The organism is Paraburkholderia sp. RL18-085-BIA-A (genome assembly GCF_046027075.1).
Lineage (GTDB): Bacteria > Pseudomonadota > Gammaproteobacteria > Burkholderiales > Burkholderiaceae > Paraburkholderia.
Genome location: NZ_JARESU010000050.1, coordinates 39,438 through 61,961 on the forward strand (window position 1 = coordinate 39,438; position 22,524 = coordinate 61,961).

17 protein-coding genes, 1 tRNA gene and 4 pseudogenes are annotated in these 22,524 nt (G+C 61.5%); 13 read left to right on the forward strand and 9 right to left on the reverse strand.

The annotated features are described in order from the left end of the window. Positions 1-150 precede the first annotated feature (150 nt). Positions 151-318 (forward strand): annotated as a pseudogene (locus tag P0D89_RS28030) (pseudouridine-5'-phosphate glycosidase); the annotation flags it as partial. A 210-nt stretch (positions 319-528) separates the two neighbouring features. On the opposite strand, the gene P0D89_RS28035 reads toward P0D89_RS28030, so the two are convergent. The 3 genes and pseudogenes from P0D89_RS28035 to P0D89_RS28045 all read right to left on the reverse strand — a co-directional run. After that, positions 529-1,113 (reverse strand): DNA/RNA non-specific endonuclease, encoded by a 585-nt coding sequence (locus P0D89_RS28035; protein ID WP_408362378.1) that lies wholly within the window; start codon positions 1,111-1,113, stop codon positions 529-531. A 731-nt stretch (positions 1,114-1,844) separates the two neighbouring features. Continuing rightward, the gene (locus tag P0D89_RS28040) at positions 1,845-2,522 is read right to left on the reverse strand and encodes a substrate binding domain-containing protein (RefSeq protein WP_408362401.1); all 678 of its coding nucleotides are present in this window, start codon (positions 2,520-2,522) and stop codon (positions 1,845-1,847) included. Positions 2,523-2,561: 39 nt separating this feature from the next. Further along, positions 2,562-2,753: pseudogene (locus P0D89_RS28045) on the reverse strand (helix-turn-helix domain-containing protein); the annotation flags it as partial. Between the two features lie 113 nt (positions 2,754-2,866). Here P0D89_RS28045 and P0D89_RS28050 point away from each other — a divergent pair. Both P0D89_RS28050 and P0D89_RS28055 read left to right on the forward strand, forming a co-directional pair. Next, complete coding sequence (locus P0D89_RS28050; protein ID WP_408362379.1) at positions 2,867-3,862, forward strand: alcohol dehydrogenase catalytic domain-containing protein; 996 nt, start codon at positions 2,867-2,869, stop codon at positions 3,860-3,862. A gap of 59 nt (positions 3,863-3,921) precedes the next feature. Beyond that, positions 3,922-4,071: pseudogene (locus P0D89_RS28055) on the forward strand (AraC family transcriptional regulator CmrA); the annotation flags it as partial. A 244-nt stretch (positions 4,072-4,315) separates the two neighbouring features. Here the strand turns inward: P0D89_RS28055 and P0D89_RS28060 are convergent. The 5 genes from P0D89_RS28060 to P0D89_RS28080 form a co-directional block, all read right to left on the reverse strand. Next, on the reverse strand, positions 4,316-4,450 hold the full coding sequence (locus P0D89_RS28060) for a hypothetical protein (protein ID WP_281363689.1): 135 nt from the start codon (positions 4,448-4,450) through the stop codon (positions 4,316-4,318). Positions 4,451-4,478: 28 nt separating this feature from the next. Beyond that, on the reverse strand, positions 4,479-5,534 hold the full coding sequence (locus tag P0D89_RS28065) for a permease (protein ID WP_408362380.1): 1,056 nt from the start codon (positions 5,532-5,534) through the stop codon (positions 4,479-4,481). 24 nt (positions 5,535-5,558) lie between these two features. After that, on the reverse strand, positions 5,559-6,626 hold the full coding sequence (gene mnmH, locus P0D89_RS28070; protein ID WP_408377542.1) for a tRNA 2-selenouridine(34) synthase MnmH: 1,068 nt from the start codon (positions 6,624-6,626) through the stop codon (positions 5,559-5,561). Positions 6,627-6,792: 166 nt separating this feature from the next. Continuing rightward, the gene (gene selD, locus P0D89_RS28075; RefSeq protein WP_408362402.1) at positions 6,793-7,857 is read right to left on the reverse strand and encodes a selenide, water dikinase SelD; all 1,065 of its coding nucleotides are present in this window, start codon (positions 7,855-7,857) and stop codon (positions 6,793-6,795) included. A 274-nt stretch (positions 7,858-8,131) separates the two neighbouring features. Further along, positions 8,132-8,389 (reverse strand): beta-xylosidase, encoded by a 258-nt coding sequence (locus P0D89_RS28080; RefSeq protein ID WP_408362382.1) that lies wholly within the window; start codon positions 8,387-8,389, stop codon positions 8,132-8,134. Positions 8,390-8,685: 296 nt separating this feature from the next. Here P0D89_RS28080 and fdnG point away from each other — a divergent pair, with 296 nt between their 5' ends. From fdnG to phoU, 8 genes are all read left to right on the forward strand, one after another. Continuing rightward, positions 8,686-11,754 (forward strand): formate dehydrogenase-N subunit alpha, encoded by a 3,069-nt coding sequence (fdnG, locus tag P0D89_RS28085; RefSeq protein ID WP_408362383.1) that lies wholly within the window; start codon positions 8,686-8,688, stop codon positions 11,752-11,754. Between the two features lie 9 nt (positions 11,755-11,763). Beyond that, the gene (fdxH, locus tag P0D89_RS28090; protein WP_408362384.1) at positions 11,764-12,696 is read left to right on the forward strand and encodes a formate dehydrogenase subunit beta; all 933 of its coding nucleotides are present in this window, start codon (positions 11,764-11,766) and stop codon (positions 12,694-12,696) included. Then, positions 12,683-13,339, forward strand: coding sequence for a formate dehydrogenase subunit gamma (locus tag P0D89_RS28095; RefSeq protein ID WP_408362385.1), 657 nt, complete (start codon positions 12,683-12,685; stop codon positions 13,337-13,339). Before fdxH ends, P0D89_RS28095 begins: the two co-directional genes overlap by 14 nt. A 114-nt stretch (positions 13,340-13,453) precedes the next feature. Next, positions 13,454-14,455, forward strand: a complete 1,002-nt coding sequence (gene fdhE, locus P0D89_RS28100) for a formate dehydrogenase accessory protein FdhE (protein ID WP_408362386.1) — start codon at positions 13,454-13,456, stop codon at positions 14,453-14,455. A gap of 46 nt (positions 14,456-14,501) precedes the next feature. Beyond that, on the forward strand, positions 14,502-15,944 hold the full coding sequence (gene selA, locus P0D89_RS28105; protein WP_408377543.1) for an L-seryl-tRNA(Sec) selenium transferase: 1,443 nt from the start codon (positions 14,502-14,504) through the stop codon (positions 15,942-15,944). Next, positions 15,941-17,854, forward strand: coding sequence for a selenocysteine-specific translation elongation factor (gene selB, locus P0D89_RS28110; RefSeq protein WP_408362388.1), 1,914 nt, complete (start codon positions 15,941-15,943; stop codon positions 17,852-17,854). The genes selA and selB overlap by 4 nt, the downstream gene beginning before the upstream one ends. A 34-nt stretch (positions 17,855-17,888) precedes the next feature. Further along, positions 17,889-17,984: transfer RNA gene (locus P0D89_RS28115), tRNA-Sec, on the forward strand. Between the two features lie 1,274 nt (positions 17,985-19,258). Continuing rightward, the gene (phoU, locus tag P0D89_RS28120) at positions 19,259-19,966 is read left to right on the forward strand and encodes a phosphate signaling complex protein PhoU (RefSeq protein WP_408362389.1); all 708 of its coding nucleotides are present in this window, start codon (positions 19,259-19,261) and stop codon (positions 19,964-19,966) included. A gap of 291 nt (positions 19,967-20,257) precedes the next feature. On the opposite strand, the gene P0D89_RS28125 is transcribed toward phoU, so the two are convergent. Next, positions 20,258-20,467: a hypothetical protein gene (locus tag P0D89_RS28125; RefSeq protein ID WP_408362390.1), complete on the reverse strand. Its 210-nt coding sequence runs from the start codon at positions 20,465-20,467 to the stop codon at positions 20,258-20,260. A 224-nt stretch (positions 20,468-20,691) separates the two neighbouring features. Here P0D89_RS28125 and P0D89_RS28130 point away from each other — a divergent pair. Continuing rightward, positions 20,692-21,021, forward strand: a pseudogene (locus tag P0D89_RS28130) (aldehyde dehydrogenase family protein); the annotation flags it as partial. 478 nt (positions 21,022-21,499) lie between these two features. Then, complete coding sequence (gene speB, locus P0D89_RS28135) at positions 21,500-22,462, forward strand: agmatinase (RefSeq protein WP_408362391.1); 963 nt, start codon at positions 21,500-21,502, stop codon at positions 22,460-22,462. Positions 22,463-22,524: the final 62 nt, after the last annotated feature.

Here is a 22,524-nt window from a genome sequence, read left to right on the forward strand (position 1 = left end):
CGTGTTCAGTAGATGAAAGTCTGTCCTTTTTCATCAGCAACGGCGGCCAGACTGTACCGTAATGATAAGCGCCATCGCGCTGCAGCGCGTGAATCGTGGACCAGCCCTGTGTTGCGTACCTGAGCGAATCACACTGCCCGAAGCTTCGATATGGTTGCGGATCTTGCACGCTCCTGGCTTGACCCGTAGCGCACCTGTGGCCGCGGCACAGGCCGCCGGCAGGCCGCTCGTGGCGCTTGAATCGACCATCATCGCTCACGGCATGCCTTTTACCCGGAGAATGTTCGCACGGCATGCGAAGTGGACGCCTTGATCCGCCATGTGGAATATATCCGCCATTGCCCTCACCGCCATTGCAGCCGTAGCGGTGCGCCCGCACTTTTCGCCCGCGTCGCAGGGACGCCTGTTTGTAGTGCGAGGATTGCGGGCCGTCATGGGTGTGTCCGCCTGTCACGTTTCTTTGCGCGCCACCCTTCATGAGCCCCGAGGGCGGCTTGTCAAACGAATTTGAGCGCCGTTTGCGCGTGGCTAGTTATTTTCGTTATGAATCTCGACCGAGAATCGCGTGTTGTCCTGGTTGCATTGCTCATTTACTGCATTTGGTGAGTTAGAAACTGGCTTGCCGGCGATCTTCAGCATATGCAGGTACGGATCAAGCGGCCCGACTTGCCCGATCACCAGCACTGGAAAGCGCTTTTTTTCTATTTTGATGTACCCGTACTCAATCGAGATATGTGACGCAACGTACGTATCAATCAAGTCTTGGTATACAGGTCGTGTCGACACGTTGACCCTGTAGTGGACCCCATACCAGTCGTCCATGTCCTTTTTCTCGCGGTCAATTCTGTGACACTGGAGTAGCATTTTCTTTATATGAGCCTCGTACGCTTTGTGAGCACCGTTCGCTTTGGTTGTCAGGGGTGTGAGATTTTCGTCTCTGTCACCTTGTCCTCCCATCTCTTCGTTCAGTAAGTGACCAGCTATCCAGCCTTTCATATGGCTATCATCCGCTAGTGCCGCCATGAACGGGCGCAAGCTATTGCTGTTGGTTTTGGTGCCGAGTCTGTAATAGCTCGATACGTTGGATTGGTCAGGGCCGAGCACTGCTTCCATCCACGTCCCGCTCTGGATTTGCGCGTTCTCGAACGTTTGGGTTAGAGGCGGGCCATACGTGTCCCTGACAAGTCCGACGGGAAGTTGCTCGATTATTGAGCGTCTGCTGCTCGTGATAGTTTTTCTGAAAGCCAAGAGTCTTCTCCTTTGATCCGTGGACTTGCACAACACGTGCTGCACGCGGCCCTCGAATTTCTCCTGTTTGCTCGCGCGCCTATGAACCATCCGACCGTCACGCCCGCTCGCCGCAGGATCGATCTCATGGTGAACAACACCGAGACCACCCCACTTATTCCTTATGCACGATCGCCCGTTTGGATGTCGCGCAAACGACGAAAACCCAGCGCATGGCCGGGTTTCCGTCTTCAAAGGTTGACCGGGTAGTCCGGGTTTAGCAGATGACTTCGACCGTTTCACCGAACGGCGCCTTCCTCGCGCGCGTGAGCGGCGTGGTCGACGCCCACCACCTCTTTCGAAGATGTGCACCTGCGTGACATGCGTCTCGGCGGCAGCCGGAGGCGCGACCACTTCTCCTTCTGCCGCCAGCTTTGCAAATGTCCCTTGGACCTCGCAAGCTGCCGTGGAAATAGTCGTGGCCCGAAGGGCGGTTCAGGGTCGAGCCGGTCGCCATCGGACTCAGTACGGCCGCTTTGAGACGCTCAAATCGAAGCGTAGATTGCCCACACCTAAGACTGCCGACCATCTCTTAGGCGCAGCGAATCAGCAGAGTGTCAAAGTTCCGAACTCGCGAATGCTGAAACAAGATATTCGATCAACATCCTTACCCTCACCGGCACTCGACGGCCAGCCGGATAAACAAGATGAATGGGCACGCGCTCGGGCTGCAATTCGGGCAGCAGCACCCGGACCTGGCCGGACCGGATCTCTTCCGCCAATAGCCAGAATGGCGCCTGAGCAATGCCAAGGCCGCAAAGCACAGCCGCGCGGATGTGCTCGGCATCACCGGTCAGCAACGAGCCGTGCGGAACGTATGAGACGGCCTCCTGCTCGACTTTGAGTGACCAGGGGTAGCGCTCACGCCCTTTCGCAAAAACGATGCAGGTGTGCTGATCGAGGTCCGCAAGCCGGACCGGCACACCCTTTGCGGCCAGATAACCGGGGCTCGCCACGAGCACGAAATCTGTCTCGGACAACTTTCTGGCGGTGAGCGAGGAGTCGACGAGCCGACCATGACGGACCGCCAGGTCGACACCGTCGCCAACCAGGTCGACATGCCGCTCCGATACCGACAATTCGATCACGACGTCGGGATACTGTCGAAAAAAATCGGGGAGTAGCGGCGTAATGCAGAGCCGGCCGTGTGCTGGCGCGGTATTGACCCTGACCACGCCTCGTGGCGATCGCTGTCGATCGCCTATGGACGATTCGAGCGCGTCGAAGTCGTCCACCAGTTGCCTGGCCGACTCGTAGAACGATTGTCCTGCTTCGGTAATCACGACCTGGCGCGAGGTCCGCAAAACAAGTTGCGCGCCAAGATGCCGTTCCAGCGCACCGATCTGCTTGCTGACGGCTGGTTGTCCAATTCCTTCCTCTCGCCCGACGGCGGAAAAACTCCCGCATTCGACAAGACGTACAAACAGACGAATCGCGTTGACTCTATCCACCCACGTCACCTGCATCAATTCCGGAATGGAATGGATGGTATGCCATGACTCCGCGTTTCGGCAATGGATGAGATTGCTTATGTTACGGGCTGTGCAAACAACGACACCGAAACAGAAGGAGCTGAGCGATGAAAGCGATTTGTGTAACACCTGGCCGCGAGCTTGAGGTTCGCGACATCCCGACACCGACCGCGCCAGCGCCGGGCCATGTGCTGATCGATATGGATGCCTCGGCGATCAACCATGGCGACAAGACTTTCCTGCGGACGCCTACAGCGGCCGGTAACGCGTTCTCGCTTGGTCAGCATGATGTCTGGGGGGCGTCGGGAGCAGGGCGGGTGGTCGCGGTGGGAGCAGGGGTCCCAACAGAATATTCGGGCAAGCAGGTGGCGGTCTACCTGTCGCTCGGCAGAAGTCCGGAGAGCGTTGGGCTTTGGTGTGAACGGGCGCAGGTGCCTTATTCGACTTGCCTGATCCTGCCGGAGCATGTTCGTGCCCGCGACTATTGTGGCTCGCTCGTCAACGTGATAACGGCCTACGCCTTTCTCGAGGAGATTGCCGAAGCGGGCCACAAGGGAGTCATCGTCACGGCCGGGAATTCAGCCACCGGTCATGCTTTTGCTGCCCTCGCCCGTAGTAGAAAGTTGCCCGCGATTTTCATGGTGCGCACCGAGGAGGCACGTGAGGGGCTATGTCGTTTGGGCGTGGAGCACGTCATTGTCACCAGCGAGGGCTTCACCGATACGCTCAGCGTGTTGTCCGCCGAACTGGGAACGACGGCGGTATTCGACGGCGTCGGCGGCGATCTGCTGACGAGAATAGCGCCGGGCCTGCCCATGAATTCGACGGTCTATTTCTACGGCATTCTGGGAGGGGCCGTTCCGGTTTCCATTCAGTCCGCGCTCTTCATGATGAAGAACCTGACCTTGAAACGATTCAGCAATTTCGAAAGCCGGACGGTGAAGGATCATGACAAGCTCGTTTCTGCTCTCGAAGCGCTTGAGTGTGTGATTGACGATCGAATGTGCAGGACCAGAATTGGGAAGGAGTTCCGTCTCGATCAGGTCGAACTGGCCATGGCTTACGAATCGCTCGATGGTGCCAAGGCCGTCTTGCTAACATAAGTTGCTTGGGGTTTGGCCGCGTTAGATGCGATTCGCAATTCACGCCCTGGTGAAACCTGTATGAGAGCCCTTCGCAGTTCAGCCGTGAATATGCTCGCATGTTCGGCACGTCTCCGAAACGTGATGCGACGGCCCTGCAGGCTGTGCTTCGGGAAGGTCGTGCTACGACGAACGCTTCGGAAGCATCCGTCAGTCAGCGAGCTCTATAGACCGTAGGGAGGTCAAGAGCAGCGCAACGAGAAGACTGAGGCTTTTCATGTGTTGATCACGCTGTTCTGTGCGCTGGGTCTGATCACGCGCATGCATCAGGAAGGCGCACGCGATGCGGCGCGCGAGGCGATGGCGGCGCAGAGCTGAGGAAAGCCTGCGCCGAATGCGGGGCGGTTCTGCTGGACAGGAAGCGGGCCACCTGGCGGCGGTCCGCGTTTCATTCAATCCGGAAGCAGGCCGCGCTCAGGGGCGCAGCAGATCGAAGCCGGCCAGCACCACGACTCCGCTGACGACGATCAGCGCCACCGAGTGCTGTCCGACATAAAGCAGGCCTGCAGCCGACCAGCTCGTCAGAGCGAATGCGGCAATACGTTTCATACTCAATAAGTTCAGGTTAAGCCCGGTTTCAGAAGCCCAAAGCAACGGCCAGCAAACCGCTGGCCACGCCGCAGACCGCCACCGCCAGCGCCACCACCGTCAGCACGCGCCTCGGGAACGAGCGGCCGAGCATGGCCATCGACGGCACGCTGATCAGCGGCAGTGTCATCAGCAATGCGCCAGCGGGACCGGCTGCCATGCCGAACGACAGCATCGCCTGGATGATCGGCACTTCGCCGGCGGTTGGAATCACGAACAGCGTGCCCGCGATCGACAGCGCAACGATCCACACCAGGCTGTTGTCGATGTTCGGTCCGATGTGCGGAAACAGCCACGCGCGTGCCGCGCCGAGAATCAGCACCAGCGCGATGTATTCGGGCACGAGGCGCAGCGTCATCCTGCCGAGAATCTTCACCCAGCGCGTGAAAGCGGTGCCGGGGTCGTCGGCGGACACCAGTTGCGAAAGGGCTTCGCGCGACGCTTCGGCTTCTTTCGGCGTGACCATGCGGTTCACCAGATAGCCGAGGCCGAACACCATCACGACGCCGAGCGCGAGCCGCAAGCCCATCCACTGCCAGCCGAGCACGAAGCCCATGAAGATCAGCGTGGCCGGATTCAGCGCAGTGTTGCCGAGCCAGAACGCGATCGCAGCGCCCGGCGCCGCCTGGCGCGCGCGCAAACCGGCGACGACCGGGGCCGCACAGCAGGTGCACATCATGCCCGGCAACGACATCAAGCCGCCCTTCACCACGCTGCTGAAATCGGTGCGGCCGAGTGCGCGCGCGACCCATTGCGGCGGAATCAGCGCCTGCACCGCCGAGCCGAGCAGCAGGCCGAGCACCATGGCTTGCCAGATCGCTTTGCCGTACGCGAGCGCGTAATCGATCGCGGCTTGCCACGACGCGTCCGGCGCGCTCGCCGACGTGCCCATCAGGATCGACTTGCCGATGGAGTGCTGGCTCGCGGCGACGAATGCGCGGTTGTAGTACGGGAACCACTTCACATAGAAGAGGCCGACGACGGCGATCAGCAGGAATACGACCCAGCCACGAGTGACACGAGGTTGTCGAAGGGTTGATTGCATGAAGGTCTCAAGCGATGGTTTTAATCAGATGACAGCCGGCGCGCGGCTGTCGAGCCGCACAAGCAGTGTTTTTGCCTGCTCGACGACATCGGCGTCGTTGGGGCGGAAAGTCAGTTGCAGCGCATGCGGCAACTGCGCGAAATGCTGATGGCTGCTGCGCGCGTACGCCGGATCGTAGTGCCGCTCGATCAGCTCGTGGGCCAGTTCGGCGCGCCGGTTTTCGTCGACGAGCCGCTGCCAGCCCGTGACGCGCTCGCGGCTATGCAAGCCGATCATCCGCTGCAGTTGCGCTTTCAACGCTTCGGGGTCGTCGAACAGGTGCGCATAGTCGTGCAGCAGGTACGTCGCGCGATCTTCGCGGCTCGACAGCACCGTCACACACGCACCCTGATGAAACGTTTCCAGCAGCGCGAGCGGCAACGCCACTGAACCGATGCGCCGGCTCTCCGCTTCGACGAACACCGGCCGGCCAGGATCGAACTCGCGCAGCGCGCTCACGAGCAGCGTGTCGAAACGCTTTTGCGAGGGCTGCGGCACGCCCGCCCAGGCGCCGAGCAGCGAGCCGCGATGCGCGGCCAGCGCTTCGAGGTCGAGCGTCTGGGCGCCCGCCTGGTCCAGGGCCGACAGCAGACGCGTCTTGCCGCTGCCCGTTGGGCCGACCAGTGCAATGTAGGTGAAGGTTGTCGGCAGCGTTTCGAGCGCGGCGAGCGTGGCGCGCCGGTAGCTCTTGTAGCCGCCGTCCAGTTGACGCGCCTGCCAGCCGATCATGTTGAACAGCGTCGTGACCGAGCCCGAGCGCTTGCCGCCGCGCCAGCAGTAGATCAGCGGCCGCCAGTTGCGCGGCCGGTCGGCGAAGGTCGTTTCCAGATGATGCGCGATGTTGCGCGCGACCAGCGCCGCGCCGATCCGTGTGCCTTCGAACGCCGACACCTGTTTGTACGTCGTGCCGACCAGCACGCGTTCTTCGTTGCTGAGTACGGGCGCGTTGATCGCGCCCGGAATGTGGTCTTCCGCAAACTCGAGAGGGGTGCGCACATCGATGATTTCATCGAAATCACCTGCTTTTTCGAGGCTGACAAGAAGGTTTTTCAAGGGATCAAGACAAAACGGGTCGGCGGGAAGAGTGAAATTATCGCATGCGCGGCCGAGGCGGCCCGCCGACGCGCGCGGGACGACGCGTGCGGCCGGAGCTCCCGCGTGACACGCGCTTCTCGTCCCGTGCGTCGGTGCACGCCCTGGCGCGGCGTCCGCTTGCGCGTCAAACGACTTCGACGCGCCTTTCTCCGCCGACCATTTCGCCGATCACGCGCGCGTCGCCGAATCCGTCTGCATGGAACAGCGCGAGCACTTCGTCGACCGCTTCGGGCGCGCACGAAACCAGCAGGCCGCCCGAGGTTTGCGGGTCGGTTAGAAGCGAGCGCGCCGTCGACGGCAGCGTCGCGGGCAGCACGATATCTTTACCGTAGGCGTCCCAGTTCCGCCCCGATGCGCCAGTAAAAATGCCCGCTTCCGCGAGGCCGACCACGTTCGGCAGCCACGGCAGGTCCGCGTAACGCACGCGGGCAGTCAGATTCGAGCCGCGCGCCAATTCGAGCGTATGCCCGAGCAGCCCGAAGCCGGTGATGTCCGTGAGCGCATGCACGCCGTCCAGCCTCGCCAGCTCCGCGCCGGGGCGATTGAGTTTGGTCGTCGCGCCGATCATCGCGGCGTAGCCGGCGGCGTCCAGTTGGTCCTTCTTCAGCGCCGCCGACAGAATGCCGACGCCGAGCGGCTTGCCGAGAATCAGCACGTCGCCGGCTTGAGCCCCCGCATTGCGTTTGACGCGCTTCGGATCGACCAGGCCGAGTGCGACAAGACCGTAGATCGGCTCGACCGAATCGATCGAATGGCCGCCGCCGAGCGGAATGCCGGCCTCGGCGCACACGGACTCGCCGCCCCTCAACACGGCCGCGATCACGTCGTGCGGCAGCACGTTGATCGGCATGCCGACGATGGCGAGCGCCATGATCGGCTTAGCGCCCATCGCGTAGACGTCGGACAGCGCGTTGGTCGCGGCGATCCGGCCGAAGTCGAACGGATCGTCGACGATCGGCATGAAGAAGTCGGTGGTGGCGACGATGGCCTGCTCGGCGTTGAGCTTGTAGACGGCGGCGTCGTCGGCCGTGTCGTTGCCGACCAGCAGATCGGGAAAGAATGGCAGCGGCGCGCTGCGCTTGAGCAGGTCGGCAAGGAGGCCGGGGGCGATCTTGCAGCCGCAGCCGCCACCGTGCGACAGGCTGGTGAGTCGGGGTGATTGACGGGTCGGGGCGTGGGTGTCGGTCATGATGGCGCGATTCTCGGGCTTCGGATGACCGCAATTATGATGGTTGTTCATGTGCGGCGCTGCACAGCCGCCGTTTTCCGCAGACAAGTCCTGATGAAAAAGCAAAGGCGCAGTCAGCCGTCGATCTCAACCCGGTGGGGCACCGTCGGCGCAAGTTCGCCAGATCGGTTGGGCCGAAAAAGAAACGCATCCACAAATTAGATGAGTTGCGAAAACTACACCACAGCAAAAACACGTTCCGCACGGCGCGGCAAATTGTCTCCGTCCGCGATGGTTATTTGTTGCTGCCGGCCCCCGTCCCGTACAAACCATTGTCAAATCCGCCCGCGCCTTGGGTCTTGTGATCCTTGCCCGCGGTCTTGCCGCGCGAGGTCGCCGAGCCGCCGTCGCGAGTTTGCGGCTTATGCGATTCATGGACTGCCGAGGCGGCCGGATCGGGCGCGGACCCCATCGCGGAAGTACGATTTTCTTGCTGTGATGCGCCGCTGTTTTGAGGAATTTGCGCAATGCCGCACGGGCTTGCGGCGAGCAAGACGGTTCCAAACGCCAGCGACGCCCAGCCCTGCAATGCGCGCCTTGTTGCTGCAAAGCCAAGATTGCTTGTCATGAAATAGACCCGCCATTGATGAATGATAAGGAGAAAGCGCCCACTGCATAGAGGTCGCTCTAGTGTTCAATGACGCAGCAGAAACAGTGCCCGCAAAAATTAAAAGCGGCTGCCGCATTTCATATTTGTCGCATGGCGGGAAAAAATATTGATCTCACTGCGTCGTCTATTTCAGACATCTATAATCGTGATCAGTACCCCCACAAGAGCCGAGGCCATTAATGACCCAGATGTCCCGGCGACAATTCATGAAGGTTTCCGCCGCCACGCTCGCCGGATCGAGTCTAGCCCTGATGGGCTTCTCGCCGACACCCGCGTTAGCGGAAGTCCGTCAGTACAAATTGTCGCGCACAACCGAAACCCGCAATACCTGCCCGTACTGTTCGGTGGGCTGCGGCATCCTGATGTATGGACTGGGCGACAACGCCAAGAACGCGAAGTCCAGCATCATCCACATCGAAGGCGATCCCGACCATCCGGTCAATCGCGGCACGCTTTGCCCGAAGGGCGCGAGCCTGATCGACTTCATTCATAGCCCGAGCCGGTTGAAGCACCCCGAGTACCGCGCGGCGGGATCGAATGAATGGAAACGCATCTCGTGGGAAGACGCGCTCGACCGCATCGCCAAGCTGATGAAGGAGGACCGCGATGCCAACTTCGTCGAGACGACGGAAGACGGCAAGAAGGTCAATCGCTGGCTGACCACCGGCATGCTGGCCGCCTCTGCCGGTAGCAATGAAGTAGGCTATTTGACGCACAAGACTGTCCGCAGTCTTGGCATGCTCGCATTCGACAATCAAGCACGTGTCTGACACGGCCCGACGGTGGCAGGTCTTGCCCCGACGTTTGGCCGTGGAGCGATGACGAACCATTGGGTCGACATCAAGAACGCGGACGTGATTCTCGTGATGGGCGGCAATGCGGCCGAGGCGCACCCGTGCGGTTTCAAGTGGGTCACGGAAGCCAAGGCGCATCGCAAGGCGCGCTTGATCGTGGTCGACCCGCGCTTTACGCGCACGGCGTCGGTCGCGGACTATTACGCGCAGATCCGGACCGGCTCGGACATCGTGTTCCTGGGCGGGGTGATCAACTATCTGCTCACCAACGACAAGATCCAGCACGAGTACGTGAAGAACTACACGGACATGTCGTTCATCGTCCGTGAGGATTTTTCGTTTACCGACGGTCTGTACTCCGGCTACAACGCCGAGAAGCGCAGCTACGACAAGAGTTCGTGGGACTACGAGCGCGGCGACGACGGCTTCGTCAAGGTCGATCCGACGCTGCAAGATCCGCGCTGCGTCTATCAGCTGATGAAGCAGCACTACTCGCGCTATACGCCCGAGCAGGTCGAGAAAAGCTGCGGCACGCCGAAGGAAAAGTTCCTGCACGTGTGCGAGATGCTGGCATCGACGGCGGTCCCGGGACGCGCCGGTACGATCCTGTACGCGCTCGGCTGGACGCATCACTCGGTCGGCTCGCAGATCATCCGCACCGGCGCGATGGTGCAGTTGCTGCTGGGCAACATCGGCATCGCGGGCGGCGGCATGAACGCGTTGCGCGGCCACTCGAACATCCAGGGCCTGACCGACCTCGGCCTGATGTCGAACCTGTTGCCGGGCTACATGACGCTGCCGATGGAAGCGGAGCAGGACTTCGACGCGTACATCACGAAGCGCGCCTCGCAGCCGCTGCGGCCGAACCAGTTGAGCTACTGGCGCAACTATCGCGCGTTCCACGTCAGCTTCATGAAGTCGTGGTGGGGCGACAACGCGACGGCCGAGAACAACTTCGGCTTTGACTACCTGCCGAAGCTCGATAAGTCATACGACATGTTGCAGGTCTTCGAGCTGATGAATCAAGGCAAGATGAACGGCTACATCGCGCAGGGCTTCAACCCGCTCGCCGCGGCGCCGAACAAGGCGAAGATCGGCGCGAGTCTGGCCAAGCTGAAGTGGCTTGTCATCATGGACCCGCTCGCCACCGAAACCTCCGAGTTCTGGAAGAACCACGGCGTTTTCAACGACGTCGATACGGCGTCGATCCAGACCGAAGTGTTCCGTCTGCCGACCACCTGCTTCGCGGAAGAGCGCGGCTCGCTGGTCAGTTCGAGCCGCGTGCTGCAGTGGCACTGGCAGGGCGCAGACGGCCCGGGCGAAGCGAAGAGCGACCTCGAGATCATGTCGGGGCTGTGGCTGCGCATTCGCAATGCTTATCGAAAGGACGGCGGCAAGTATCCCGATCCGATCCTCAACATGAGCTGGCCGTATTCCAATCCGGAAAACCCGACGCCCGAAGAACTCGCCATGGAGTTCAACGGGAAGGCCCTCGCCGACGTCACCGATCCGACCGACAAAACCAAGGTGCTCGCGAAGAGGGGCGAACAGCTGGCGAGCTTCGCGCAGTTGCGCGACGACGGCAGCACCGCGAGCGGCTGCTGGATCTTCTGCGGTTCGTGGACCCAGGCGGGCAATCAGATGGGCCGCCGTGACAACTCCGACCCGACCGGCATCGGCAATACGCTGAACTGGGCGTGGGCATGGCCGGCGAACCGGCGGATTCTGTACAACCGTGCGTCGTGCGACGTCAGCGGCAAGCCGTTCGATCCGAAGCGCAAGCTGATCGCGTGGAACGGCCGCGCGTGGACGGGTGCCGACGTCCCCGACTTCAAGGTCGATGAACCGCCTGAGAACGGCATGAATCCGTTCATCATGAATCCGGAGGGTGTGGCGCGCTTCTTCGCGCGCGACGGTCTGGTGGAAGGTCCGTTCCCTGAGCATTACGAGCCGTTCGAAACGCCACTCGGCTACAACCCGCTGCATCCGGACAACAAGGCGGTCGTCAGCAATCCGGCGGCGCGCGTGTTCCCCGACGACCGGGCCGCGTTCGGTACGCACGAGAACTTCCCGCATACGGCGACCACGTATCGTCTGACCGAGCATTTCCATTACTGGACGAAGCATGCGCATCTGAACGCGATCATTCAGCCGGAACAGTTCGTGGAAATCGGCGAGGATCTGGCGAAAGAGGTCGGCGTGGTGGCGGGGGACCGCATCAAGGTGTCGTCGAATCGCGGGCACGTCATTGCCGTGGCGCTCGTCACCAAGCGGATCAAAACGCTGACAATTGAGGGGAAGAAAGTACAGACGGTCGGCTTGCCGTTGCATTGGGGCTTCAAGGGACTCACGAAGCCGGGCTATCTCATCAATACGCTGACGCCCTCTGTGGGCGATGGGAATTCGCAAACACCGGAATTCAAGTCGTTCCTCGTCAAGGTCGAAAAGGCATAAGGAAAAGAGATGGCACTGCAATCACTGGATATCAAACGCATCTCGGCCACGACCGTGCCCGCGCCGCAAGTGCGCGAGCCGGCCACGGGCACGGTCGCCAAGCTCATCGACGTGTCGAAGTGCATTGGCTGCAAGGCATGTCAGACCGCCTGCATGGAGTGGAACGACCTGCGCGACGAAGTCGGCGTGAACGTCGGCGTGTACGACAACCCGGCCGATCTGACCGAGCATTCGTGGACTGTCATGCGGTTCTCGGAGTACGAGAACACCGAGGGCGATCTGGAGTGGCTGATCCGCAAGGACGGCTGCATGCACTGCGAGGATCCGGGCTGTCTGAAGGCCTGTCCGTCGCCCGGCGCGATCGTGCAGTACACGAACGGCATCGTGGATTTCCACGAGGAAAACTGCATTGGCTGCGGCTATTGCATTACCGGCTGCCCGTTCAACGTGCCGCGCATTTCGAAGAAGGACCACCGCGCGTACAAGTGCACCCTGTGTTCGGATCGCGTGGCGGTGGGCCAGGAACCGGCTTGCGTGAAGACCTGCCCGACCGGCGCGATCATGTTCGGCACCAAGGAGGACATGCATCAGCAGGCCGCGGACCGGATCGTGGATCTGAAGGAACGGGGTTTTCAGAACGCCGGTCTGTACGATCCCGCCGGGGTGGGCGGCACGCACGTGATGTACGTGCTGCATCATGCCGATCGTCCGTCGCTGTATCACGGCTTGCCGGATAATCCGAAAATCAGCGCGATGGTTTCGCTGTGGAAGGGGCTGGCGAAGCCGTTGGCGTTGGCGGGCATCGCGTTCGCGGCGGTGGCCGGTTTCTTCCATTACACGCGTGTCGGTCCGAACGAGGTGACGGAAGAGGACGAAGCCGAAGCCCAGCGCGAAGCCGACGAAGCACGCCGTTCGAGGGAGGCATCCAATGAAGCATCCTGAGCATACCGAACTGAAGGACGTGAAGGGCAATAGCCTGATCGTGCGCTACACGCCGAACGAGCGCACGAATCACTGGATCACCGCGATCTCGTTCGTGTTGCTGGCGATCTCCGGCCTCGCCATGTTTCATCCGGCGATGTCGTGGCTCTACGCGATTCTCGGCGGCGGACAATGGACGCGGATTCTGCATCCGTTCATTGGCTGCGTGATGTTCGTGTCGTTCCTGATTCTTGCGTTGCGCTTCTGGCATCACAACTATCTCGACAAAGCCGACATGCAGTGGATGCGGCAGATCGACGACGTGCTGAACAATCGCGAGGAAAATCTCCCCGCGATCGGCAAGTACAACGCCGGTCAGAAGCTGTTGTTCTTCACGATGGTGGTTTGCCTCGTGTTGCTGCTCGCAAGCGGCATCGTGATCTGGCGGCGCTACTTCTCGTTCTATTTCCCGATCGAGATCATCCGGCTCGCGGCAGTGGTGCATGCGGCCGCGGCGTTCGTGCTGATGGTCGGCATCGTCGTGCATATTTATGCGGCGTTGTGGGTCAAGGGCTCGATCGGTGCGATGACGCGCGGCACAGTGACTTACGGCTGGGCGAGAAAGCATCATCCGAACTGGTTCAAGGAAATAATCGGCAAGTAACAGCAGCGCGTGTCCCAGCGCACTGCACACGGAGCCGCCGCCCTTGTTCGATGAAGCGCGGCGGCTCGTCAGTTTCCGGCGCGGTTTTCAGCGCAGTTTTCAGAGGTCGATACTTTGGTTCAACGCATTCTTGAAGCCGGCGATATCGAGTCGCTCGATCACTCGGCGATTCCCCGCATCCGCACGCCCGAGCGGCTCGCGGTGTTCGCACCGAGGGCCGCGCGCCTGCGCCAGCTCGCGGCCCGCGACAATCCGATCGCCGGCTATCTGCGCCTGATGGCCGTGCTCGCCGACGCGCAGCAAGCGGTGATCACGAGCTTCAAGGCGCAGCCGCCCAGTCCTGAACTGATCGCGAGCGCGCAACAGCATTCGATGCCGCTGATTCCGGCGCTCTCCGGCGTGCGCGATCCGGCCTGGCGCGACGTGCTGCGCCAGTTACTCGACAAAATCGAGGGCGCGGGCCCGCTCACGCCGCCGCTCGAAGCGCTGGTCGCCCGCTTGCGCACGATCGACACCGCGACGCTCGAAGCGCAGGCCGATGCGCTCTTCGCTCAGCGTTTCGACGAAGTCGATCCGGCCAGCGCGCCGTTCATCATGGCCGCGTTGCAGGTGGTCTGGACCGATCTTGCCGCCGACATCGACAAGCGCGAAGTGCCGTACATCGAAACGCTCGGCCTGTGTCCCGTGTGCGGATCGCATCCGGTGGCGAGCACGGTGCGCGTGGGCGGCGTGTATGACAATTACCGCTACCTGCAATGCGGCTTGTGCTCGACCGAGTGGCACATGGTGCGCTCGAAATGCTCGAACTGCGATTCGACCAAGGGCATTGCGTATCACGCGGTCGGCTCGCCGGAAGCCGACGAAGCCACCCGGCAAGCCGAAGCGAAAGACGCCGCGCTCAAGGCGGAGTCGTGCGACGAATGCCATACTTACCGGAAGATCGGCATTCAGTCGAAGGACTACGACTTCGATCCGTTCGCGGACGATCTCGCCAGCCTCACGCTGGACCTGCTGATGGGGGCGGAGGGTTATCGGCGTGCGTCGCCGCATCCGTGGCTGTGGCCCGAGCAGGCGGGCGGCGCGGACGAGCCCGCCGACGAGTCCGGGGCCGATTAGAATCGGCCGACGGGGCTACCGGACACGACTAAAAAGGGATTGCTTCGTGAGTGATGTGAGCGGCTCGGAATTGCGCGCGCTGATGGCGCGCGTGCCGTCGGTGGAAAAAGTCATGGCGTCGGCGGAGTTTGCGGCGCTCATCGGCGAATATGGGCGCACGCAGGTGCTGGACGCCGTGCGCGCGGCGCTCGACGCGTGGCGCGGGAGCGCGCAATCGGGCAGCGCGTCGGTCAGCGCGCTCGACATCCGGCAACTGCATGCGACGGTCGAAGCCGCACTGCGCCGGCGCAACGAATCGCGCTTGTGCAGCGTATTCAATCTGACCGGCACCGTGCTGCACACCAACCTCGGCCGCGCGCTATTGCCCGACGAGGCGGTGCAGGCCGTGATGAAAGCGCTCACACAACCCGCTAACCTCGAGTTCGATCTCAGCACCGGCAAGCGCGGCGACCGCGACGATCTGATCGACGAACTCATCTGCGAACTGACCGGCGCCGAAGCGGCAACCGTGGTCAACAACAACGCCGCCGCGGTGCTGCTCACGCTGTCCGCGCTGGCGTCGAAGAAGGAAGTGGTCGTGTCGCGTGGCGAGCTGGTCGAGATCGGCGGCGCGTTTCGCATTCCCGACATCATGAGCCGCGCGGGCGCCAGGCTGCGCGAAGTCGGGACGACCAATCGCACGCATCTGAAGGACTATGACGAAGCCATCGGCCCGCAAACCGCGCTGCTGATGAAGGTCCACGCGAGCAATTACGCAATCCACGGATTCACCAAAGAGGTCGGCCTCGACGAAATCGCGTCGCTTGCGCATGCGCGCGGCCTCGCGGTCGCCGTGGACCTCGGCAGCGGCACGCTGGTCGATCTGAGTCAATGGGGCCTGCCGCGCGAGCCGACCGTGCGCGAAACCGTCGAAGCCGGTGCCGACCTCGTCACGTTCAGCGGCGACAAGCTGCTCGGCGGTCCGCAAGCCGGGTTGATCGTCGGGCGGCGCGATCTGATCGCGAAGATCAAGAAACATCCGCTCAAGCGTGCGCTGCGCGTCGGCAAGCTCACGCTCGCGGCGCTGGAGCCCGTGCTTCAGCTATATCGCGCGCCGGAAAAGCTGGTGGAACGGCTGACCACGCTGCGTCTGCTCACGCGTCCCGCCGACGACATCCGCCTTGCCGCGGAGCGCGTGCAGCCTGCGTTGCAACGCGCGCTCGGCGAGCGTTACGCGGTGCTCGCCGAGCCGATGTTCAGCCAGATCGGCAGCGGCGCATTGCCCGTCGACGTGCTGCCGAGCTACGGCCTCGTCGTCAGAATGGCAGACGGCAAACGCGGCGGCCGTCACCTGCTCACGCTGGAAAAGCTGCTGCGCGAGATGGCGCGGCCGGTGATCGGCCGTATCGCAGAGGACGCATTGCGCCTCGATCTGCGCTGCCTCGAAGCCGCCGACGAAGCGCAACTGATCGGGCAACTGCTCGAACAACCGAAGGACACGCACGCATGATCGTCGGTACGGCCGGACATATCGACCACGGTAAAACGAGTCTGGTGAAGGCATTGTCGGGCGTCGATACGGATCGTCTCAAGGAAGAAAAAGCGCGCGGCATTTCGATCGAACTCGGGTACGCGTACGTGCCGCTCGAGAACGGCGACGTGCTCGGCCTGATCGACGTGCCGGGCCACGAAAAGCTCGTGCACACGATGACCGCGGGCGCGAGCGGAATCGATTTCGCGCTCCTCGTGATCGCCGCCGACGACGGTGTGATGCCGCAAACGCGCGAGCATCTGGCGATCGTGGAACTGCTGGGCATTCGGCGCGGGGCGATCGCGTTGACCAAGGTGGATCGCGTGGACGCGCAGCGGTTGCATGAAGTGCGCGACGAGGCGACCACGTTTCTGAGCGACAGCGTGCTGCACGATGCGCCGGTGTTCGAGACCTGTGCGACGCGCGCCGACGATCCCGGAGTGGCCGCGCTGAAAGCGCATCTGCACGCGGCGGCCGCGGCCTGGCATAGAAAACGTGCTGACGGCCTGTTCCGTCTTGCGATCGATCGCGTCTTCACGCTCGCGGGGCAGGGCACGATCGTCACGGGGACGGTGGTCTCCGGCAGCGTGAGCGTCGGCGAGACGATGCTGCTCGCGCCGAAGAACCAGCCGGTGCGCGTGCGCAGCATCCATGCGCAGAATCGCCCCGCCGAGACCGGACGCGCTGGCGAGCGCTGCGCGTTGAACCTCGCGGGCATCGAGAAGAGCGCGATCGAGCGCGGCGACTGGGTGGTCGATCCGCGTCTGTCGCAAGCGTCGGAGCGGATCGACGTGATGCTGACGCTGCTCGCCGACGCGCCGTTGACGCTGGAGCATTGGACGCCGCTGCATGTACACCTGGGCACTCAGCATCAGGTGGCGCATGTGGCGTTGCTCGAAGGCGAAACGCTCGGCGCCGGTCGGCGTGCGCGCGTGCAGCTCGTGTTCGAGCGGCCGGTGTGCGCGGTGCCGGGCGACCGCTTCGTCGTGCGCAATGCTCAGGCCAATCGCACGGTGGGCGGCGGCCATGTGCTCGATCCGTTCGCGCCGTCGCGCAAGCGGCGCTCGCCTGAACGGCTCGCGTGGCTCGATGCGATCCAGACGATGCTCGACACCGGCGCGCTCGACGCGATGTTCGCGAGAGCGCCGCACGGTTTGTCGCGCGCGTTGCTGGAAAGATTGACGGGCATACCGGCGGCGGCGCTCGCGTTGCCGTCCGACACGCGCGTTGTCGATCTGCCCGGTCATGATGCGTTGCTCGTTGCCGGCGCGTTATGGCAGGCCTTGAACAACCGGCTGACCGAGACGCTCGCGCAGTACCACGAGCGTTCGCCCGATGAACTGGGGCCCGACGTGTCGCGCTTGCGGCGGATCGCGGCGCCTCTGGTGGACGATGCGTTGTGGCGCGCGTTAGTCGACGATGCCGCTGCGCGCGGTGAGATTGTCAAACGCGGGCCCTGGCTGCATTTGCCCGGTCACACAGTGACGCTCGACGAAGCCGACCGTGCGCTCGCGGCAGCGCTGCTGCCTGAAGTCAAAGCGGGGCGTTTCGATCCGCCGTGGGTGCGCGATCTGGCAAACGCGCACGGCGTGTCCGAGGAGCGCATGCGTCAGTTGATGCGCAAACTCGCGCGGCAGGGCGAGCTTTTCCAGGTCGTGCATGACCTTTTTTATCACCAGGAGGCGATTCGCGAACTGGCGTCGATCGCGGCAGCCGAGGCTCGGAAGAACGCAGGCACGGTAGCGGCTGCGCCGTTTCGCGATGTCACCGGACTGGGGCGCAAACGCGCGATCCAGCTTTTGGAGTTCTTCGACCGGGTTGGGTATACTCGCTTCCACCGTGGGCTGCATCTGATGCGCACGGATAGTCGTTGGCTCGATCTGCTCTGATCGTTGATCGGCGTCGTGTAGTTCAATCACCGTAGGAAGGCATTCGTATCCGGTGGTGCGGCTGGGCTTCAAACCCAGTTGAGGGCGTCAGACGCTCTCAGGTCGGTTCGACTCCGGCTGCCTTCCGCCAGTCAAGGCTTCCGGGCCATTCCGATATCTTTTGTGGAGTTCATCAATTAATGTCGTTGACGACACGAATTGATTGTTTTCGCGGCAGTGTTCGTCCATAGGAAGACGATTTCCGAGCCTGGTCTTTTTTGATACTGCTCAAACTGGGTTAGAGGCCTTCGCCGTGAAGTCGGCGAATCCTTCGCAAAAATCTCCCACCCTCATCGAATCCCAGCTTCATTCCAGTTTGAAGGTATACGTGCTTCATAACTTTGCGCCGCGAAGAATGCACGCTGCCGACACATAACTTTTGGAATGATTGGCGGAAGCGTTCAAATCGAAACTCCTCGCGCCGAACACCCTGTGCGCGCCTCGCTTCGTTCCCGATGGCAACTAGCATTGCGGTGATATCTGGCGCCATCCTACGCAGGTATTTTTCAGAGACGTCGAGCAAACGAGCGGCGCAGCGCAAGGTTGGCGCTCTGCCTGATTCCATTAGCTGTTTCGCACCTGCTCGTAGGTCTTCCTGGGACCTGGACGACCCGGTCCGCGTCCTCCTAATCAAACGCTTAGTGGCCGAATTGCGACGCACCTTCCCTTCGGCCATTTAAAGTACCAGCCCTCACGTTATCCACAAGCTTGCGAACAAAATCTGGGGACAACCAGGGCCGAGCGTCACCGATGTCGAAGTCGTTGGACGTCGGGCCTCTGGAGCATGCAGCTCCCTCTCGGCGCAACCACAACACATACGGCACCCAATCGCCGCCACCTCTCCGCGCGGTGCCACATTGCTGTCACCAGGGCGGTACAGCGTCCCAGGATAGTGCCGGAAAGGTGTGACTTTGCCTGGGTATCGGGCCCGGAAGTCCGCCCCTCGCCGACCTTGCCCCATGGTCCCGCGAGGCATCGTACTCGCTAGTCGATCAAGCTCGCCTCGTGGGATTTCGGCTTACCGCCCGCTGCGCCGACTATCCGACTGGGTGACCTGACCGCCCGCCCCGGCTAGTCACTTGTCACCGTCGCCCGGCGGACGGGCTCGAGAGAGTGGCATCGTGTCGTGCATCGAATTTTGCATTGAAATAATACGGTATATACTGTTTTTAAGTAATGACGGAACGGCTGAGGTTGCCGGTCTTGGTGGTCCGGACGGAGTCAGGCGGGGAGGCACGAGCCTGCGCTCGGCGTGGAACTTCGAAATCTGCCTCCCGGTTCGGAGGTGGCGCCACCTGGTGGATGAAAGACCCCACACGTACCTGGCGCAGCCAAGTTATGGGCACGTCGATTCAGGAGCAAATAATGCCGGACAAACATCTCTCAAGTCGGTTTGACGCTGACCTCACTCTGCTTTCAACGCGGCTGCTCGAAATGGGCGGGCTGGTGGAGTCACAGATTGTCCACGCAATTGAGGCGCTGAACACATTCGACGTGGACCTTGTCGAGCGTGTGCTCGAGGGCGAACGGCGCCTGAATGTGATGGAAATGGAAATCGACGAAGAAATTACTAACGTCATCGCCAGGAGGCAACCAGCTGCACGGGACCTTCGCTTGCTGATGGCCGCGTCAAAATGCGTAACCAACCTGGAGCGCGCCGGTGACGAGGCTCGCAAGATTGTCAAGCGAACCCGACGCATTGCGACGCACGCCGGCGCGCCGAACGTCAATATCACTGAAATCAAGGTTTCGGGCGAAATGGCACTGAACGTGCTCCACCGTGCATTGGACGCGTTCGCGCGCATGGATGCGGCCGCCGCCGACCAGATTATCAAGGACGACGAGGCCATCGATAACGAGTTTCGGGCGTTCGTGCGCAAACTGGTGACATATATGATGGAAGACCCTCGAGCAATCTCGACGGGGCTCGATTACCTGTCCAGTGCGAAGGCCATCGAACGTATCGGCGACCATGCGACCAACATTGCCGAATCCGTCGTCTATGTTGTTCGGGGTACCGATATTCGCCACGAGCATCGAAAGCAGCGCGAGAGCGAGGTGCTACACAGCTAGAGACAAAGCGGGGCATCACGGTCCGGCTCACGGTCGCAAAGATTAGATACGCAATTCCGCACAGGCTGTAGCAAACAAGATTCAGGCGGCGGGCAGGTTCGTTAAGAGGGAGACCGGATATGAAGCCCCGCATCCACAAGGGGCACGCGAACGGGCGCCCATTCGAGTCGAGAGCATCCTTGCTCCGAAGTTGGTGCGGGCCTTGATTCAGACGAGAGCCGCTATCTCGTCTGGGGCATTTCGCGGCTTATTTTCGGTTTCGTCCGGTCCGGTCGAACGGCCCCCTGAGAGCTACTGCGACTCAACAACGTCGTCTCGCGCCTGCGCAATCTCGACCGGGTCTTGGTCTTGGTAAGTACCCGACAGCTGTAAGCATAACTGAGCAAGTGATGCCAGGTCCATGGCCTGGTCTGCGTGTTCGACCTCTCCTGCATTGAGCACGTCATCAAGAACCGGGGCGAGACGGCGCAATCGCCGGAAAGTGGCGTCGTCAAGTTTCATGTTGGACCTCCTATCGTCAGCCTGTAGCGCGCCTGCTGAAGGGAGTTAACCTCAACGCTTTCGCTCCGCTTGCCTCGCCTGGCGGACCTGCTGGTCGGGCCGCAAGGAAAGTTAAATGTCTCTGCCGATGAGAGACGTATTACATCCGCTCAGCTCCGGCTGAGCCAGTGCTCGTATTCCAAGGTTCGCGGCGCGCATGCCGCAAAAGGATTACGGATTGCCGCGCGACGACCGATATGCTCGTCACTTGCGAGGAAACCTTCGGCCCGGTAGCGCCGCTGTACCGATTCGAGACGGAAGAGCAAGCAATCACGCTTGCCAACAACACGCCGTTTGGCTTGGCCGCTTACTTCTATACCCGGGACATGCGCCGCGCCGAGCGCGTTTCGCGCCGCCTGGAAGCTGGCATTGTGGGTTTGAATGAAGGCGCTGTTGCGAGCGAAGCGGCGCCGTTCGGCGGAGTCAAGGAATCGGGTTACGGGCGCGAAGGGTCGAAATACGGCCTCGACGATTACCTGTCAATCAAGTACGTCTGTCAAGGCAACCTCGATTAAGGACACGCTAGGATAACCGCACCAATCTGGCGACTGGGACGGCCCGGTCGCGGCTCACTTGCTTGAGCGCGGACCGGCCATGCCTCGTCGAAGCTGGGACGCACTTCAAATTCGGTGTCGTTGCCCTTTGAGCCCAATCTTCCAGCCTTGCCGTGACTAGCGTCGCTCATACCCCGCAAGCATCTCGTTTTATGACGTCAACCCACCGGAACCGCCCTCGTTGAACCGCATCGAGGCCGGCGCGGTGGACCGTCCATGCGCAAACCCGCAAGCAAATGTATCTCCGTCAGGTACTTGACCACGATTAGCCGTGGGCGCGGAGAACCCCAGCCTGAGTGAGCCTTCCAGGACTTTCCGACACATAACTGCAAGCTTATGCAGACGTGCAAACATAGGTATTGGAATGTGTTTTTGTCCGGTGACACTAGCTCTAACGCCGCTTCAGACGGCCCTGCGAGACACAACCAAGGAAAGATTCATGAACAGCTTCAGCGAGACCAACTTCCAGCCGCTCGGTGGAAATGAGATGCCCCGGTTCGGAGGCATCGCAACGATGATGCGTCTTCCCCACGTCGCATCGACGGAGAATCTCGACGCATGCTTCGTGGGCGTTCCCTTTGATTTGGGTACCGGGAATCGTAATGGTGCTCGGTATGGTCCGCGACAAATCCGAAGTGAAAGCGTGCTTCTGCGGCCCTACAACATGGCGACGCGAGCTGCGCCCTTTGACTCCATGCGCATCGCGGACATTGGTGACGTCGCAACCAATCCGTACAACATCTTTGATTCCATTACCCGGATTGAGAAGGCATATGACCAAATCATCGCGAATGGCTGCCGGCCCGTCACGCTTGGCGGTGACCATACCATCGCCCTACCCATTCTGCGCGCAATGCATCGCAAGTATGGAAAGGTCGCGGTAGTGCATGTTGACGCTCACGCGGACGTCAACGACACGATGTTCGGCGAAAAAATCGCGCATGGCACGCCGTTTCGACGTGCTGTTGAAGAAGGGCTTCTCGATTGCAAGCGTGTCACCCAAATCGGGCTGCGAGGCACTGGCTACGCGGCAGATGATTTCGACTGGTGCACCGACCAAGGGTTTCGTGTAGTGCAGGCGGAAGCGTGCTGGGGAAAGTCTCTCGTCCCGTTAATGGAAGAAGTCCGCGAGTGCATTGGGTCCGCACCGCTGTATCTGAGTTTTGACGTGGACGGGTTGGACCCGTCGTTTGCCCCAGGCACTGGAACGCCGGAGATTGGTGGCCTCACTGTGATGCAGGGACTTGAAATCATCCGCAGCTTGCGCGGATTGAACCTGGTCGGTGCAGACATGGTCGAGGTGTCGCCCCCTTATGACCCGCAAGGCAACACTGCCCTCCTGGCTGCGAATCTTGCTTTTGAGATGTTGTGCGTAATGCCCGGGGTCAAGTATCGGAAGTAGTCGCCCGACGCAAACGGCCACCCGCTGCCTCTACGTTTCCAAGAAAACTTGCTAGCTAACCC